Annotated in this window: 14 protein-coding genes; 9 read left to right on the top strand and 5 right to left on the bottom strand. The window is 67.4% G+C overall.

Going from position 1 to position 16,528, the window contains the following annotated elements:
- Positions 1–344: 344 nt before the first annotated feature.
- Positions 345–974, bottom strand: coding sequence for an outer membrane lipoprotein periplasmic chaperone LolA (gene lolA / locus AC5W54_RS21775; RefSeq protein ID WP_495964195.1), 630 nt, complete (start codon positions 972–974; stop codon positions 345–347).
- 131 nt (positions 975–1,105) lie between these two features.
- Positions 1,106–4,117 (bottom strand): DNA translocase FtsK, encoded by a 3,012-nt coding sequence (locus AC5W54_RS21770; RefSeq protein ID WP_495964198.1) that lies wholly within the window; start codon positions 4,115–4,117, stop codon positions 1,106–1,108.
- Between the two features lie 280 nt (positions 4,118–4,397).
- Between AC5W54_RS21770 and aat the strand changes: the two genes are divergently transcribed.
- The 3 genes from aat (at position 4,398) to infA (ending at position 6,255) form a co-directional block, all read left to right on the top strand.
- A complete protein-coding gene (gene aat, locus AC5W54_RS21765) occupies positions 4,398–5,150 on the top strand; it encodes a leucyl/phenylalanyl-tRNA--protein transferase (protein WP_495964194.1) in 753 nt (250 codons plus the stop codon).
- A 2-nt stretch (positions 5,151–5,152) separates the two neighbouring features.
- The gene (locus AC5W54_RS21760) at positions 5,153–5,890 is read left to right on the top strand and encodes an arginyltransferase (RefSeq protein WP_495964193.1); all 738 of its coding nucleotides are present in this window, start codon (positions 5,153–5,155) and stop codon (positions 5,888–5,890) included.
- A 146-nt stretch (positions 5,891–6,036) separates the two neighbouring features.
- Positions 6,037–6,255, top strand: coding sequence for a translation initiation factor IF-1 (infA, locus tag AC5W54_RS21755; protein WP_013332816.1), 219 nt, complete (start codon positions 6,037–6,039; stop codon positions 6,253–6,255).
- Positions 6,256–6,357: 102 nt separating this feature from the next.
- Here infA and clpA read toward each other — a convergent pair whose 3' ends face one another.
- From clpA to icd, 3 genes are all read right to left on the bottom strand, one after another.
- Complete coding sequence (gene clpA / locus AC5W54_RS21750) at positions 6,358–8,634, bottom strand: ATP-dependent Clp protease ATP-binding subunit ClpA (protein ID WP_495964192.1); 2,277 nt, start codon at positions 8,632–8,634, stop codon at positions 6,358–6,360.
- Between the two features lie 140 nt (positions 8,635–8,774).
- Positions 8,775–9,104, bottom strand: coding sequence for an ATP-dependent Clp protease adapter ClpS (gene clpS, locus AC5W54_RS21745; protein ID WP_495964197.1), 330 nt, complete (start codon positions 9,102–9,104; stop codon positions 8,775–8,777).
- A 213-nt stretch (positions 9,105–9,317) separates the two neighbouring features.
- Positions 9,318–10,574 (bottom strand): NADP-dependent isocitrate dehydrogenase, encoded by a 1,257-nt coding sequence (gene icd, locus AC5W54_RS21740; protein ID WP_495964191.1) that lies wholly within the window; start codon positions 10,572–10,574, stop codon positions 9,318–9,320.
- Between the two features lie 118 nt (positions 10,575–10,692).
- On the opposite strand from icd, the gene AC5W54_RS21735 reads away from it, so the two are divergent.
- From AC5W54_RS21735 to AC5W54_RS21710, 6 genes are all read left to right on the top strand, one after another.
- Positions 10,693–11,295 (top strand): pseudouridine synthase, encoded by a 603-nt coding sequence (locus AC5W54_RS21735; RefSeq protein WP_495964190.1) that lies wholly within the window; start codon positions 10,693–10,695, stop codon positions 11,293–11,295.
- Positions 11,292–11,741, top strand: coding sequence for an NUDIX domain-containing protein (locus AC5W54_RS21730; protein ID WP_495964189.1), 450 nt, complete (start codon positions 11,292–11,294; stop codon positions 11,739–11,741). The genes AC5W54_RS21735 and AC5W54_RS21730 overlap by 4 nt, the downstream gene beginning before the upstream one ends.
- A 209-nt stretch (positions 11,742–11,950) precedes the next feature.
- Positions 11,951–13,081, top strand: a complete 1,131-nt coding sequence (gene mnmA / locus AC5W54_RS21725) for a tRNA 2-thiouridine(34) synthase MnmA (protein WP_495964188.1) — start codon at positions 11,951–11,953, stop codon at positions 13,079–13,081.
- Positions 13,078–13,719 (top strand): high frequency lysogenization protein HflD, encoded by a 642-nt coding sequence (gene hflD, locus AC5W54_RS21720; protein ID WP_495964187.1) that lies wholly within the window; start codon positions 13,078–13,080, stop codon positions 13,717–13,719. Before mnmA ends, hflD begins: the two co-directional genes overlap by 4 nt.
- A gap of 65 nt (positions 13,720–13,784) precedes the next feature.
- A complete protein-coding gene (purB, locus tag AC5W54_RS21715; RefSeq protein ID WP_495964196.1) occupies positions 13,785–15,149 on the top strand; it encodes an adenylosuccinate lyase in 1,365 nt (454 codons plus the stop codon).
- 2 nt (positions 15,150–15,151) lie between these two features.
- Positions 15,152–16,330 (top strand): ribosomal protein uL16 3-hydroxylase, encoded by a 1,179-nt coding sequence (locus AC5W54_RS21710; protein WP_495964186.1) that lies wholly within the window; start codon positions 15,152–15,154, stop codon positions 16,328–16,330.
- The last annotated feature ends 198 nt before the right edge of the window (positions 16,331–16,528 follow it).

Here is a 16,528-nt window from a genome sequence, read left to right as displayed (position 1 = left end):
ACTACTACGAGGCGCGCTACCGGCAACGCCTGGTGAGCAACCTGCAGCGACGCGCCAAGTCACTCGGCTTCGAACTCGCGCCGGTGCAAGCCGTCAGGCAGCGGGTTTCTTAGGAAGGCGCCGAGACAGCCCCTATGGGGTCAGACCCCAGCCAAGTTACCAGGCACGCGGCTGTGCACCTCGCGGGCGTGGGCCGCGGCTTTTCCGGCGACAGGCCTTCGCGGAGGCGCTGTGAATCCGTCCCTGGACGCTACATCCTTCATCCCTGAAGGATGACCTCCGCTTTGGCCTCCCCCCGGCGCCGCTCATGCCGGCACTTCGCGCTATGATCTGGCCTCTCGGCGTTAGTGCGTATCGCGGATCACGTCGGTGCCGTCGGGAATCTCGAAGGCGAAGATGCCGTCGTCGATGGCCCCGTTCATGCGTACGTCACGGAACTCGATGGCGGTCTGCTGGCCGGTGCTGTCGATCATCTGCAGGGCCGCCAGCCGCTCGCTGCGGAAGGTCATCTTCAGCTCCTCGAACAGGGTGTCGGCGGACTTCGGCAGCAGCGTGAAGGTCTCGGCGCTGCCCTGCTGCTGGCGCGTGACGTCATAGCTGTCGGTCAGTTCGCTGGCGCTGCCGGAGAGCAGCAGTGCCGGCGTGTGGGTCACCCGCTGGTCCAGCGCCTGCACCGTGACCTGTTCCAGGTCGGGGTCATACAGGTAGACCTCCTCGCCGTCGGAGATCACCTCCTGCTGGTAGGGCGCATCGACCTCCCAGCGGAACCTGCCGGGGCGCGACAGCCACATGCGGCCACTGGCCTCCTGCAGGCGCTGGCCACTGCCGTCGAGGATCAGCTGCTCGAAGGCGGCCTCATAGGTCTGCAGCGGCTCCAGCATGCGGGTCAGGCGCTCGGCCCCTTCGCTGGCCAGGGCCGATACCGGCACGGCGAGTGTCATGGCCAGCGCGGCGAGGGTCTTCTTCACGGTCATCGTCTCTGTCTCCCTGGACGGGTCCATCATGGAATCCTGTCACTCGGACCAAGGGGGCGCCGGCGGGTTGCACGCCCGCCGACGCTTTCATCATTGCTGCATGGTTGGACGGCGTCGCCCCTCCAGGCGGGTCAACTGCCTACCGGAGGCGGCGCCAGCACCTCGCGAGCGCCGTTGGTGCCCATGGTCGAGACCACCCCGGCCATTTCCATCGCCTCGACCAGGCGGGCGGCCCGGTTGTAGCCGATCTTGAAGCGGCGCTGCACCGCCGAAATCGACGCCCGCCGGCTCTCGGTGACGAAGGCCACCGCCTCGTCGTAGAGCGAGTCCTGCTCGGCATCGTCGCCGTCGCCTCCCTCGGCCTCGAGGCCGGTGAGGGCCTCGGCGGAGACGCCACCGGAGAGGATCTCGTCGATGTACTCGGGCTCGCCGCGGCGCTTCCAGTCCTCCACCACCCGGTGCACCTCGTCGTCGTCGACGAAGGCGCCGTGGACCCGGGTCGGCAGGCCGGAGCCCGCCGGCAGGTAGAGCATGTCACCGTGGCCCAGCAGGTTCTCGGCGCCGCCCTGGTCGAGGATGGTGCGCGAGTCGACCCGCGAGGAGACCTGGAAGGCCATGCGCGTGGGGATATTGGCCTTGATCAGGCCGGTGACCACGTCCACCGAGGGACGCTGGGTGGCCAGTATCAGGTGGATACCGGCCGCCCGCGCCTTCTGCGCCAACCGCGCGATCAGCTCCTCGACCTTCTTGCCGACGATCATGAACATGTCGGCAAACTCGTCGATCACCACCACGATATAGGGCAGCTTCTCGAGCACCGGCGGGCTCTGGTGCATCTCCCAGGGCTGCGGCTCCCACAGCGGGTCGGCGACCTGCGCCCCGGCCCGCTCGGCCTCGTCGAGCTTGGCGTTGAAGCCGGCGATGTTGCGCACGCCCATCGAGGCCATCAGCTTGTAGCGGCGCTCCATTTCGGCCACGCACCAGCGCAGGGCATTGGCCGCCTCCTTCATGTCGGTGACCACCGGCGCCAGCAGGTGCGGAATGCCGTCATAGACCGACAGTTCAAGCATCTTGGGGTCGACCATGATCATGCGCAGCTCGTCGGGGGTGGCCTTGAGCAGCATGGAGATCAACATGGCGTTGACCCCCACCGACTTGCCCGAGCCGGTGGTGCCGGCCACCAGCAGGTGGGGCATCTTGCCCAGGTTGGCCACCACCGGGCCACCGCCGATGTCCTGGCCCAGCGCCAGGGTCAGCGCCGAGGCTTCCTGCTGGTAGCGGTCGGAGTCGATCACCTCGCGCAGGCGGATCATCGCCCGCTTGGGATTGGGGATCTCGATGCCCACCGTGGGCCGGCCGGGAATCACCTCCACCACCCGCACGCTCTTGACCATCAGCGAGCGCGCCAGGTCCTTGGCCAGGTTGCTGATCTTGGAAACCTTCACCCCCGCCGCGGGCTTGATCTCGAAGCGCGTGATCACCGGCCCCGGCCAGGTATCGACCACCTCGGCCTTGACCCCGTACTCGCGCAGCCGCACCTCGAGCAGCTCGGCCATCTCGGCCAGCTGGGCGTCCGTGTAGTTGGGCTGGTGGGCCTGGGGCGGCGTCAGCAGGCGCAGGCTGGGCAGCTCGCCGTCGGGGTCGGGCAACTCGTCGAACAGCGGGCGCTGGTTCTGCAGGTGCTCCACGGTCCACAGGGTCGGGCCGTCGGGCTGGTCGGCGGCCTCTCGCCCCTGCTCGGCGGTGGCGACACGGGGCGGGTCGTCGGCCGCCGGTGCACCCGGTGCAGGCGCCGCCGGGGCATCGCCCGGCTCGCGGGCCATGGGCACCTCGGGCGCCGGCCGCGCGTCATCCTCGTCCCGGTCCGGCTCCTCCCAGCCTAGCCGCGGTTCGTCGCCGTCGTCCTCCCAGTCGGCATCCTGCCAGTCGACCATCCCCGGCTCGCGGCGTCCGCCGTCGCGCACCGGCGAGTGCGGAGACGACCCCGAAGAGGCCCAGGCCGGCGGCGGCGTCTCGGGATCGGGGTCCGCCACATCGGTCGACGCGGCCTGGCGTTCGTCTCGGGCGGCCGGTGCCGCCAGGGGGTCGTCGTCGCGACTGGCCCGCAACGACGGCCCGCTCCAGGCCGGGGGCACCTCGTCGTCGTCGGGCAGCACCGGCTCGGGCACCGTCTCCGGCACCCGCCGGGATCCATCGGCCTCGGGGCCGCGATGAGACGTCGCCGCCGTGGTGGCTCCGGGGCTCGACGCCACTGCAGCACCCGTCACGGCCGCTGCAGTGCCGGCCCCGGCACCGGAGTGGGGCGCCGGCGTCCGTGCACTGTAGGCCGCCTCCGGGCGCTTGGCGGAGGGGGTGTGCTCGGGCACCTCCCAGGGAATCTCGGTCTCGCCATCGTTGCCGAAGCCCGGCTCGCGTCGGGCTCCGCCGCTGCCGGCCAGCTCGGGAGCCGAATCGCCACGACGTCCGGGCAGCAGGCGCCGCCACCAGCGCTGCCGACCCGGGGGCTCGCCACCCGCTTCGTCGAGCCCGGTGTCGTCTGCCAGCGTCGAGGTCGCCTCCTGCGCCTCGGCCCGGCGCTGCTCATGCCGGTCGGCCGCCAGGCCGAAGGGCGCAGCCAGCCGCTGCCAGAGCCGCAGCGCACGGTGGCCGAGCTCGTCCATCACCGTCAGCCACGACATGCCGGTGAACAGCGGGAAGCCGCACAGCATCGCCGCCAGCGCCAGCAGGCCGGTGCCCCCGGCACCGACCAGCGGCACCAGGGCACCGACCAGCCCTTCGCCGAGGATCCCCCCCGAGGAGTAAGGCAGCTGGCTCGCCGGGTTGTAGAAATGCAGGGCCCCGAGGGTGGTGGTCCCGAGCAGCAACAGCACCAGGCCGCCGCTGCGTACTGCCAGCGCCGTGGCGTCCCATTCCAGGTGTACCTGCCGCGCACGAATCAGCCACCAGGCGGCGAACCCCAGCATGCCGGGCCACCACAGGGCGCTGGCACCGAACAGCGAATAGAGCACATCGGAGAGCCAGGCCCCGATCGGGCCCATCCAGTTGGCGACCTCCGTTTCGGGCCCGCTGCGGGACCAGCCCGGGTCGGTGGGCTCGAAGCTGAACAGCGCCAGCAGCAGGAAGAGACAGGCCGCCAGCAACATGATCGCGACCCCTTCCCGTGCCGATCCCTGCAGCCGCAGGCCGAAGCGCTTCGCCGTCTCCCTGGCATGGGCCGCACTCACTCGGCGCGGCGACACCTTCTTCTTGACACTCAAGCGGCCATCCCCCTTGCGCCACGGTTGGCGTCTTCCATTTCCATCGCGCCAATCATACCGAGCAAGTGCTTGCCATCACAGGGGCCCGCACTACCGGCAAGTATCTTGAGCCGCATCGCGGTGAGCGTCACACTTGAGGCTCCGTTCCGCAAGGATTCGATCCTCGATGCTGCCCTGGCTTGCCGCTCACCCCGTACACTTCCCCCCTGTCGAGCAGGCCCTGCGCGACCCCGACGGGCTGTTGGCCGTCGGCGGCGACCTGAGCCCGGCCTGGCTGCTCGCGGCCTACCGCCGCGGTATCTTTCCCTGGTACAGCGACGACCAGCCCATCCTGTGGTGGAGCCCCGACCCGCGTATGGTGCTGTTCCCCTACGAGATCCGCGTCCGCCGCAGCCTCGCCAAGCGCCTGCGCAACGGCGGTTTCCGGGTCACCGCCGACACCGTCTTCGACACGGTGATCTCGGCCTGTGCCGGGCCCCGCGACGGGCAGCCCGGCACCTGGATCACCGACGCCATGTGCGAGGCGTATGGCCGCCTGCACGCCCTGGGCATGGCCCACTCGGTGGAAGTGTGGCGTGGCGAACGGCTGGTCGGTGGTCTCTACGGCGTGGCCCTCGGGCCGGTCTTCTTCGGCGAATCGATGTTCTCCCGGGAGCCGGATGCCTCCAAGATCGCCCTGGTACACCTGGCCAGGGCCATGCAGGACGATGGCGGCCGGTTGATCGACTGTCAGATGCACACCGCCCACCTGGCCAGTCTCGGCGCCCGGGACATCGCCCGGGCCGAGTTCATCGGCTATCTTGAGAAGTGGCTGGGCAAGGCCTCGGAAGTGGCAGAGGATGACGCCTCGATCATCCCGCCCTGCTGGTCATTCGAACGCCTTGGTGCGGTGGGGAAAACAACGCAAGAGAGGGGGTAGCCGTGAGCAGCAACACACCTCGGCAGCCGGTACGGGACCTGCGCTTCTTCCTCACCGTGCCGCATGCCTGCAGCTATCTCGAGGGGCGCGAGGCCACCACCCTGTTCCTCGACCCCCAGGAATCGCCCGGGCGCGGCGTCTACGACGCGCTGGCACTGCTGGGCTTCCGCCGCAGCGGCCGGCACCTCTACCGCCCCCACTGCGAAGGGTGCAGCGCCTGTATCTCGGTGCGCATACCGGTGGTCGACTTCGCGCCGAGCCGCAACCAGCGCCGGCTCGTCCGCCGCAATGCCGACCTCTCGCTGCATGTGCGCCCGGCAATCTTCGACAGCGAGCACTACGCGCTCTATGCCCACTACATCCGCACTCGCCACGCCGATGGCGACATGTATCCCCCGAGCCACGAGCAGTACCGCACCTTCCTGACCCTCGACCAGGACTATGCCCGGCTGCTGGAGTTCCGCCTCGAAGGGCGGCTGGTGGCCGTGGCGGCCTACGACCAGCTGGAGCATGGGCTGTCGGCGATCTACACCTTCTTCGACCCCAGCCCGGAACTGGACCGCCGTTCCCTCGGCACCTTCGCCGTGCTCTCGCTGGTCGAGCGGGCCCGCGACCTGGGGCTGCCCCACGTTTACCTGGGGTACTGGATCCGCGAGTGCCGCAAGATGAACTACAAGCAGGCCTTCCGCCCGCTGGAGATGCTCGACGGGCGCCACTGGCGGCGTACCCTGCCCGTCTGAGACTCCCCGATCCCGCATCGAACGGCGGCTTTTTTGCCATGACGCACGGCATGCGGCACAATACCGCGCTATTCTGTCGGCACGGGCATCACCCGTGCGGCCCCGGTGCCGCTTTGCACCATCATCATCAGCGAGGAACCGCCTATATGGCACGTGAAGACCATATCGAAATGGAAGGCGTCGTCGTCGATACCCTTCCCAATACCATGTTCCGCGTCGAGCTCGAGAACGGCCACGTGGTGACTGCCCACATCTCGGGCAAGATGCGCAAGAACTACATCCGTATCCTCACCGGCGACAAGGTCAAGGTCGAGCTGACTCCCTACGACCTGTCCAAGGGTCGCATCGTCTACCGTTCACGCTGACCCCGCCTGCCCGGCGCCACGCGCCGCCCCTCCGCTCACGGCCACCCAGCGAACAGCGCCCCGTCAGGAGACAGGGCGCCGTGTCGTCGTGCAAACGGCGTCTCAGGGTGCGTCGGCCAGCTCCGACTCGGTGGAGAGGTGCAGCTCGCCATCCTCGACGCTGACGTGCACCACCCCGCCATGCTCGGAGAGCTCGCCGAACAGGATCAGCTCCGCCAGCGGCTTCTTGAGCTGCTCCTGGATCAGGCGGGCCATGGGACGGGCACCCATGTCGGGGTCGTAGCCCTTCTCGGCCAGCCAGTCGCGGGCGGCATCGTCCACGTCGAGCTGGACCCGCTTCTCGTCGAGCTGCGCCTGCAGCTCCACCAGGAACTTGTCCACCACGCTGCGCACCACCGAGATCGGCAGCGAGTGGAACTGGATGATCCCGTCCAGGCGGTTGCGGAACTCCGGCGAGAAGGTCTTGCGAATCGCCTCCAGGGCATCGGTGGAGTGATCCTGGGTCTGGAAGCCGATGGAGCGTCGCGTGGCCAGCTCGACCCCGGCATTGGAGGTCATGATCACGATCACGTGACGGAAGTCCGCCTCGCGGCCGTTGTTGTCGGTCAGGCGGCCGTGGTCCATCACCTGCAGCAGCAGGTTGAAGACCTCCGGATGCGCCTTCTCGATCTCGTCGAGCAGCAGCACGCAATGCGGATTCTTGGTGATCGCCTCGGTCAGCAGGCCACCCTGGTCGTAGCCGACGTAGCCCGGAGGTGCCCCGATCAGCCGCGACACGGTGTGGCGCTCCATGTACTCCGACATGTCGAAGCGTACCAGCTCGATGCCCATGATCCGCGCCAGCTGGCGAGCCACCTCGGTCTTGCCCACCCCGGTGGGGCCGGCGAAGAGGAAGCTGCCCACCGGCTTGTCCGGCGACTTGAGCCCGGCCCGCGACAGCTTGATGGCGGCCGACAGGCCATCGATCGCCTCGTCCTGACCGAACACCAGCATCTTGAGGTCACGGTCCAGGTTCTCGAGCAGCTTGCGGTCGGAGCTGGAGACGCTCTTCGGCGGGATCCGCGCGATCGAGGCCACCACGGCCTCGACCTGGTCGACGTCGATGGTGTCGATGCGCACTTCGGGCGGCAGCAGCCGCTGGTGGGCACCGGCCTCGTCGATCACGTCGATGGCCTTGTCGGGCAGGTGACGGTCGTTGATGTAGCGATCCGCCAGGCGCGCCGCACTCTCCAGCGCCGCGTCGGTGTACTTGAGCTGGTGATGCTCCTCGAAGCGCGACCGCAGCCCCTTGAGGATACGGATGGTGTCCTCCACCGAGGGCGCCATGACATCGACCTTCTGGAAACGGCGCGCGAGCGCCCGGTCCTTCTCGAAGATACCGCGGAACTCCTGGAACGTCGTGGACCCGATGCAGCGCAGATCGCCGGAGGAGAGCAGCGGCTTGAGCAGGTTCGAGGCGTCCATCACCCCACCCGAGGCCGCCCCTGCACCGATCACGGTATGGATCTCGTCGATGAAGAGGATGGCATTGGGCTGTTTCTTGAGCTCGGCGAGCAGGCTCTTCAGCCGCTTCTCGAAATCGCCGCGGTACTTGGTACCGGCCAGCAGCGCGCCCATGTCGAGCGCATAGACCACCGCGTCGCCGATCACCTCGGGCACGTCCTCCTCGACGACCCGCTTGGCGAGCCCCTCGGCGATGGCGGTCTTGCCCACCCCGGCCTCGCCGACCAGCAGCGGATTGTTCTTGCGTCGCCGGGCCAGTATCTGCACCACCCGCTCGAGCTCATGCTCGCGACCGATCAGCGGGTCGATCTTGCCCAGCCGGGCCTGCTCGTTGAGATTGGTGGCGTAGCCGGTCAGGGGGTTGGCACCGGTCTCGCCACCGCCCTCCTCGGCCTCTTCCGACTCGGGAGCGGGAGACGAGGGGCTCTGGCCATGCCCGGAGACCTTGGAGATCCCGTGGGCGATGTAGTTGACCGCATCGACCCGGGCCACGTTCTGCTGCTTGAGGAAGTAGACCGCCTGGCTCTCCTGCTCGGAGAAGATCGCCACCAGCACGTTGGCCCCGGTGACCTCGCTCTTGCCCGAAGACTGGACGTGGAAGACGGCACGCTGCAGCACACGCTGGAAGCCCAACGTCGGCTGGGTCTCGCGGTCGCTCTGATCCTCGGGGATCAGCGGCGTGGTGGAATTGATGAAATCCTGCAGGTCGGACCGCAACTTGTCGAGGTTGGCCCCGCAGGCCCTCAGCACATCCGCCGCGGAGGCATTGTCCAGCAGAGCCAGCAGCAGGTGCTCCACGGTCATGAACTCGTGACGCTTGGAGCGCGCCACCGTGAAGGCCGTGTTCAGGGTCAGTTCAAGTTCTTTGCTCAGCATGGCAGTCCCCTTCTCGCCGCCTAGGGCTTGCGTCGGATCATTCAAGGTCCGGCATCATCAACATCGGGCACAAACGCTGCCGTTGCAAGTCTCCTCGTCCAACGGCCGACATCCATCCCCCTTAGCGACCATGTCCGGGATCAGTCCGTCGCTTCGATATCGCTCAGCAACGGATGCTGACACTCTCTTGCGTATTGATTGACCTGATGGCTTTTGGTTTCCGCGATGTCGCGGGTAAAGATGCCACAGGTGGCCTTGCCCTGGGTGTGCACCGTCAACATCACCTGCACCGCGGTTTCGCTGTCCATGTAAAAGAAGGTCTGCAGCACCTCCACCACGAACTCCATGGGGGTGAAGTCGTCGTTATGCAACACCACCTTGTACAGCGGCGGACGTGCCACCTCCGGCTCGGCGCTCTGCACCGCCAGGTCGTCGTCGCCCTCCTCGCCGGGCTCGGGAGGGCGGGTCATGCCTCCGCGGATCGAGGCGCGCCACTCACGCCACGCCTCCTCTTCTGTCTTGAACATAAGAGCCACTATCCATCTCGACAAGCCGACCACCAAGGTAAATCTCAACCGTGATTGGACGCCAGGCGGCCGGCGGGGTTCACTCGTGACGCTCAACGCAAAGGGCCCTCGCCCGCCGGGCGGCGGACGAGGGCCCCGGGCTCGACGCGCCGCGACTTACATGTTGTCGGCGACGGCCTGGCCGAACTCGGAGCACTTGAGAAGCTTGGCATCGTCCATCAGGCGATGGAAGTCATAAGTGACCTCGCCCCTGGAAATGGCCTTCTCCATGCCCTTGAGCACCAGATCGGCAGCCTCGACCCAGCCCATGTGACGCAGCATCATCTCGGCGGAGAGGATCAGCGAACCGGGGTTGACCTTGTCCTGGCCGGCATACTTCGGCGCGGTACCGTGGGTGGCCTCGAACATGGCCACGGCGTCGGAGAGGTTGGCGCCCGGCGCGATGCCGATGCCGCCCACCTCGGCCGCCAGGGCATCGGAGAGGTAGTCGCCATTGAGGTTCAGGGTGGCAATGACGTCGTACTCGGCCGGGCGCAGCAGGATCTGCTGCAGCATGGCGTCGGCGATGACGTCCTTGACCACGATGTCCTTGCCGGTCCTGGGGTTCTTGAAGGTCATCCACGGGCCGCCGTCGAGCAGCTCGGCACCGAACTCCTCCTTGGCGAGCTCGTAGCCCCAGTCCTTGAAAGAGCCCTCGGTGAACTTCATGATGTTGCCCTTGTGTACCAGGGTCAGCGACTCGCGGTCATTGTCCACAGTATACTGCAGGGCCTGGCGCACGAGGCGCTTGGTGCCTTCGACGGAAACCGGCTTGACGCCGATGCCGCAGTTCTCGGGAAAGCGGATGTTGGTGACGCCCATCTCCTCGCGGAGGAACTTGATCACCTTGTCGGCTTCCGGCGTGCCGGCCTTCCACTCGATGCCGGCGTAGATGTCCTCGGAGTTCTCGCGGAAGATGACCATGTCCACGTCGCCGGGCTTCTTGACCGGGCTCGGCACACCTTCGAACCAGCGTACCGGGCGCTGGCAGACGTAGAGGTCGAGCTTCTGGCGCAGGGCCACGTTCAGGGAGCGGATGCCACCGCCTACCGGCGTGGTCAGCGGGCCCTTGATGGAGACGACGAAGTCCTTGACGGCTTCCAGGGTCTCTTCAGGCAGCCAGGTATCGGCATCGTAGACCTGGGTGGCCTTCTCACCAGCGTAGATCTCCATCCAGTGAATCTTGCGCTCGCCGTTGTAGGCCTTCTGCACGGCGGCATCGATGGCGATCTTCATGGCCGGCGTCACGTCGACGCCGATGCCGTCCCCCTCGATGAACGGGATGATCGGCTCATTCGGCACGTTCAGGGTGTTGTCGGCGTTGACGGTGATCTTCTGGCCGCCTTCAGGGACGACGATTTTCTGGAACCCCATTGAGAACTCCCCTGTCTGGTCTGTTCAGTGGAGCGCGGAGTATAGCATTCACCCGATCGATCGGAGTAGGCTTGGAGCCAGATTTGTCGACAATCCATGGTAGCAAGACCTTGGTCGAATGAGCGCTCTCTATCTGCTGCACAAGCCCTATCGCATGCTCTCCCAGTTCACCGATCGCCGAGCCGACGGTGAAGAGCGCCGCGCCACCCTCGCCGACGTGATCGACGTGCCCGGCATCTACGCCGCCGGCCGCCTCGACTACGACTCCGAAGGCCTGCTGCTGCTGTCCGACGACGGCGAGCTGATCCACCGCATCAGCGACCCCCGCCACAAGCAGCCCAAGACCTACCGGGTGCAGGTGGAGGGCCGGCCCAGTGATTCCGCCCTGCAGGCGCTCCGGGGCGGCGTCGAGCTCAAGGACGGTCGCACCCGGCCGGCCAGGGTCAAACGCCTGGAGACCAGCGGGCTCCCCGAGCGGAACCCGCCGCTGGACCCGAAGCGCCACCCGGTCACCAGTTGGCTGGAACTGACCATCGGCGAGGGCCGTAACCGCCAGGTGCGGCGCATGACCGCCCATGTCGGCCACCCCACCCTGCGCCTGGTGCGTGTCGCCATCGGCCCCTGGCGCCTCGACGGCCTGGCACCGGGGCAGTGGCGCCGCGAGACCCTGCATGCACCGCACCAGCAACGCCCGACCCGCCACAGAGGAGGCCGCCGATGAACCGCTGGCACCCCCATGTCACCGTGGCCTGCGTGGTGGAACGCGCCGGCCGTTTCCTGATGGTCGAGGAGGACCTCGGCGGCCCCCATACGCTCTTCAACCAACCCGCCGGCCACCTGGAGCCAGGCGAACGCATCCGGGAGGCCGCCCTGCGCGAGGTCGGCGAGGAGACCGCCTGGCAGATCGGCATCACCGACTACCTCGGCATGTACGTCTTCGAGGCCCCCGGCGGCCAGACCTTCCACAGCCACGGCTTCTTCGGCATGGCCCTGGCCCACCTCGGCAACGACCTGGATCCGGCGATCCACGCCGTGCACTGGCTGACCCTCGAGGAGCTGGAGGAGCTGGAGCGCGCGGGGAGGCTGCGCAGTCCACTGGTGATGCGCCGCATCCGCGATTCCCTGGCCGGCAAGTTCTTTCCCATGGACGTGATTCACGAGCGCTGAGCGGGTGAAGGCTGCGGGCTGCGGGCTGCGGGCTGCGGGCTGCGGGCTGCGGGCTGCGGGCTGCGGTTGGACTGTAGCTCGAAGCTCGAAGCTCGAAGCTCGAAGCTCGAAGCTCGAAGCTCGAAGCTCGAAGCTCGAAGCTCGAAGCTCGAAGCCAGGATAAGGTATAATCTCGCCCCGTTTATGATCCATCCATTCCGAGAGCGTCCATGACAGCCACCTCAGGCAAGGTGATCGTCGGCATGTCCGGCGGTGTCGACTCCTCCGTTTCCGCCCTGCTGCTGCTCGAACAGGGCTATCAGGTCGAAGGCCTGTTCATGAAGAACTGGGACGAGGACGACGGCACCGAGTACTGCACCGCCAAGGCCGACCTGGCGGACGCCGAGGCCGTGTGCGAGAAACTCGGCATCCGGCTGCATGCCGCCAACTTCGCCGCCGAGTACTGGGACAATGTCTTCGAGCACTTCCTGGCCGAGTACCAGGCGGGACGTACGCCGAACCCGGATATCCTCTGCAACCGCGAGATCAAGTTCAAGGTGTTCCTGGAGTACGCCGAGATGCTCGGTGCGGAGCAGATCGCCACCGGCCACTATGTTCGTCAAGGGCAGGGCCGCGGCCGACTCGATGGCGACCTCCGACCACGCCTGCTGAAGGGCCTCGACCCCCACAAGGACCAGAGCTACTTCCTGCACGCCGTCCCCGAGGCCGCCATCGCCCGCACCCTCTTCCCGGTGGGCGAACTGGAGAAGCCCGAGGTGCGCGCCATCGCCGAGCGCCACGGGCTCGCCACCGCGAGCAAGAAGGATTCGACGGGCATCTGCTTCATCGGCGAGCGCCGCTTCCGCGACTTCCTGCAGCAATACCTGCCGGCCCAGCCGGGGGTGATCGAGACCCCCGACGGCGACGTGATCGGCGAGCATATGGGGCTGATGTACTACACCCTCGGCCAGCGTCAGGGGCTGGGCATCGGCGGTCTCGCCGACTACCCGGAGGAGCCTTGGTACGTGGCCGCCAAGGACCTCGAGCGCAACGTGCTCGTCGCCGTGCAGGGCAAGCACCACCCGCTGCTCTATACCGACAGCCTGGCCACCGAGGCCATGGACTGGGTCGCCGGCGAGCCGCCGGCCGGCGCAGGACGCTACACCGCCAAGACCCGCTATCGCCAGTCCGACGTACCCTGCACTGTCCACACGCGGGAGGATGGCGGCGTCGAAGTGCATTTCGATGCCCCCCAGCGTGCCGTCACCCCGGGCCAGTCGCTGGTGCTCTACGACGGCGAGATCTGCCTCGGTGGCGGCGTGATCCGCGATACCTGGAACGCCACGGAGCTCAGCCCATGACCGCCTCGACCCCGATCCACCGCGCGCCCGATACCCCGGCGGCCAGACAGGCGCTGGCACTCGCCGGCGTCTTCCAGGCCGCCAGCCTGGTCGACGAGCTGGCCCGCACCAGCCAGGTCGATCAGCGCGCCTGGGAGACCCTGATCCGCGCCACCCTCGACACCAACCCCGAGAGCTTCGAGGCGATCTACGGCGGCCACCCCAACAACCTGCGCCGCGGCCTCGAGGTGCTCGAAGCGGTGGTGGGGCGCAAGCAGACCAACCCGGTGGTGCTGCGCTATGGTTTCTCGCTGTTGCTGCTGATGAACAAGCTGCGTGGCAACGATGCCATGATGAACGAGCTGGGAAACTCCCTGACCCGCATCCAGGGCCAGGCCGATCACTTCGACGCGACCCACGAGAACGTCATCGCCAGCCTCGGCGAGGCCTACCAGGAGACGATCTCCACCTTCAAGACCCGCATCGTGGTACAAGGCGATCCCTCGCTGCTGCAGAGCCGCATGATGCCCGAGCGGGTTCGCGCCATCCTGCTCGCCGGCATTCGCTTCGCCCTGCTCTGGCACCAGCAGGGCGGCCGTCGCTGGAAGCTGGTCTTCCAGCGCGGCGCGCTCAGGAAAGCCCTGGACCAACTGGGCTGACGCTGTCTTCCCGCTCCCAACCTTCTTCACACCGTACCGGAACCTCGACCATGCTAAGCGCCTCCCTGCCCCTCACCGCCCTCACCGCCCTCTCTCCCGTCGACGGCCGCTACGGCAGCAAGGCCGAGGCCCTGCGCGAGCACTTCAGCGAGTTCGGCCTGATCCGCGCCCGGGTCATCGTCGAGATCCGCTGGCTGCAGCGGCTCGCCGAGCTGGCCGGCGTCACCGAGGTACCACCACTCTCCGCCGAGGCCACCGCCTTTCTCGAGGCGATGCTGCGCGATTTCTCGGTGACAGACGCCGAGCGCATCAAGGAGATCGAACGCACCACCAACCATGACGTCAAGGCGGTGGAGTACTTCATCAAGGAGCGGATCGCCGGCCAGCCGGAGCTGCACGCGATCACCGAGTTCGTACACTTCGCCTGTACCAGCGAGGACATCAACAACCTCTCCCACGGCGTGATGCTCACCGACGGTCTCAAGGCACTGCTGCCGGTGATGCACCGAGTGGCGGACGAAGTGGCCCGCCTGGCCCGCGAGCACGCTGCCGTGCCGATGCTCTCGCGTACCCACGGCCAGACCGCGAGCCCCACCACCCTGGGCAAGGAGATGGCCAACGTCGCCTACCGCCTGCGCCGCCAGCTCGAGCAGATCGAGGGCGTGGAGATCCTGGGCAAGATCAACGGCGCGGTGGGCAACTACAACGCTCACCTCGCCACCTACCCGGAGGTCGACTGGGAGGCCAACGCCCGCACCTTCGTCGAGGGCCTGGGGCTGACCTTCAACCCCTACACCACCCAGATCGAGCCCCACGACTACATCGCCGAACTGTTCGACGCGATCTGCCGCTTCAACACCATCCTGATCGACTTCGACCGCGACGTCTGGGGCTACATCTCGCTGGGCTACTTCAAGCAGAAGACCGTCGAGGGCGAGATCGGCTCCTCGACCATGCCGCACAAGGTCAACCCCATCGACTTCGAGAACTCCGAGGGCAACCTGGGGCTTGCCAACGCAGTGCTCGGCCACCTGGCCCAGAAGCTGCCGATCTCTCGCTGGCAGCGCGACCTCACCGACTCCACGGTGCTGCGCAACCTCGGCGTCGGGCTGGCCTACGGCCTGATTGCCTACCAGGCGTCGCTCAAGGGCATCGGCAAGCTCGAAGCCAACCCGGTGCGCATCGCCGAGGACCTGGACGCCAGCTGGGAGGTGCTCGCCGAGCCGATCCAGACGGTCATGCGCCGCTACGGCATCGAGAAGCCCTACGAGAAGCTCAAGGAGCTGACCCGCGGCAAGCGCATCGACCAGGCCGGCTTTGCCGCCTTTATCGATACCCTCGAGCTGCCCACCGAGGTGAAGACCGAGCTCAAGGCGCTCAGCCCAGCCACCTATATCGGCAATGCCGCCGAGCAGGCGCTCAGGCTTTGACCATGTCTCCCGATACCCCCCTACCGATGCTCGGCGGCCTGACCGCCACCGAGTTCCTGCGCGATGTCTGGCAACGCAAGCCACTGCTGATCCGCGGTGCCTTTCCCGACTTCGCGTGCCCGCTCGACCCCGACGAGCTGGCCGGGCTGGCCTGCGAGGAGGGCATCGAGGCCCGCCTGGTCGAGGAGCACGGTCGCGACGGTCCGTGGCAGGTGCGTCACGGCCCCTTCGACGAGGGCGTGTTCGCCAAGCTCCCCGAGCGCGCCTGGACCCTGCTGGTCCAGGCGGTGGATCACTACGTGCCCGAAGTCGCCGAGTTGCTCGACCACTTTGACTTCCTGCCCCGCTGGCGGCTCGACGACATCATGATCAGCTACGCCGCCCCGGGCGGCAGCGTCGGCCCCCATGTCGACCAGTACGACGTCTTCCTGCTGCAGGGCAGCGGCACCCGACGCTGGCAGCTCGGCGGCAAGGTCGCCGACAACGCCCCGATCATCCAGGGCATCGACCTGCGTATCCTCGAGCGCTTCGAGGTCGAGGACGGCGACGACTGGGTGTTGGAGCCCGGCGACATGCTCTACCTGCCGCCCGGCTGGGCGCACCACGGGGTCAGCGAGTCTGACGACTGCATGACGCTCTCGGTAGGCTTCCGCGCCCCCTCGGCGGACGAGGCGATCACCTCCTTCGCCGATTATCTCGGCGAGCAGCTTCCTGCCTCGAAACGCTACGCCGACGCTGGCATGGCACCTCCCACCGACCCCGGCGAGCTCGACGATGCCGCCGTGGCGCGCATGCGCTCGCTGATCCTCGCGACCCTCGACGACCCGACCCAGCTCGCCCAGTGGTTCGGCCGCGTGATGACCCAGCCCAAGTACGTCGACCAGCTGGTGCCCGCCGAGGAGCCCACCGACCTCGACGCCCTTGTCACGGCACTACAGGAGGGTGAAGAACTGCTGCGCAGCCCCGGCTCGCGCTTCGCCTGGCGCGCCCTGGACGACGGCCGGGCCACCCTGTTCGTCGACGGCGACGGCGTGGAGTGCCCCCTGCCCCTGGCCCGGGCCCTGGCGTCCGACACGCCGCTGGATGCCGGGCTGCTCGAACTCGACGGCGCCGCCGAGCTGCTCACCGCCCTGCTAGATGCCGGCAGCCTGACCTGGGCGGATGACGAGGGAGAGGCATAGGCGCGAGGGGCGCCAGGGGCAGGCCGAAGAGGAGGTCTTTTGCCAGGGAAGGCAAAAGTAGCTTACAGGGATGTAGTAAATATCCCCCGGCAAAGCCGGGGGCTTTATTTTGTTAGCCCCTCAAAGGGGCAAGAATTTGAGCCGCCTGAAGGCGGCCATCCTCACATGCCGAACTTGAGCTGGTCATAATGTTCATCC

The organism is Halomonas sp. LMYGS-3 (genome assembly GCF_059509875.1).
This window is presented reverse-complemented; position numbering and strand designations above follow the sequence as displayed.

What these genes read in the sequence shown, in the direction of transcription:
- lolA (WP_495964195.1), bottom strand. Translation starts at nt 974, where the DNA reads ATGACCGTGAAGAAGACCCTCGCCGCGCTGGCCATGACACTCGCCGTG.
- AC5W54_RS21770 (WP_495964198.1), bottom strand. Translation starts at nt 4,117, where the DNA reads ATGTTGCTGGCGGCCTGTCTCTTCCTGCTGCTGGCGCTGTTCAGCTTC.
- aat (WP_495964194.1), top strand. Translation starts at nt 4,398, where the DNA reads ATGCTGCCCTGGCTTGCCGCTCACCCCGTACACTTCCCCCCTGTCGAG.
- infA (WP_013332816.1), top strand. Translation starts at nt 6,037, where the DNA reads ATGGCACGTGAAGACCATATCGAAATGGAAGGCGTCGTCGTCGATACC.
- clpA (WP_495964192.1), bottom strand. Translation starts at nt 8,634, where the DNA reads ATGCTGAGCAAAGAACTTGAACTGACCCTGAACACGGCCTTCACGGTG.
- clpS (WP_495964197.1), bottom strand. Translation starts at nt 9,104, where the DNA reads ATGACCCGCCCTCCCGAGCCCGGCGAGGAGGGCGACGACGACCTGGCG.
- icd (WP_495964191.1), bottom strand. Translation starts at nt 10,574, where the DNA reads ATGGGGTTCCAGAAAATCGTCGTCCCTGAAGGCGGCCAGAAGATCACC.
- AC5W54_RS21735 (WP_495964190.1), top strand. Translation starts at nt 10,693, where the DNA reads ATGAGCGCTCTCTATCTGCTGCACAAGCCCTATCGCATGCTCTCCCAG.
- AC5W54_RS21730 (WP_495964189.1), top strand. Translation starts at nt 11,292, where the DNA reads ATGAACCGCTGGCACCCCCATGTCACCGTGGCCTGCGTGGTGGAACGC.
- mnmA (WP_495964188.1), top strand. Translation starts at nt 11,951, where the DNA reads ATGACAGCCACCTCAGGCAAGGTGATCGTCGGCATGTCCGGCGGTGTC.
- hflD (WP_495964187.1), top strand. Translation starts at nt 13,078, where the DNA reads ATGACCGCCTCGACCCCGATCCACCGCGCGCCCGATACCCCGGCGGCC.
- AC5W54_RS21710 (WP_495964186.1), top strand. Translation starts at nt 15,152, where the DNA reads ATGTCTCCCGATACCCCCCTACCGATGCTCGGCGGCCTGACCGCCACC.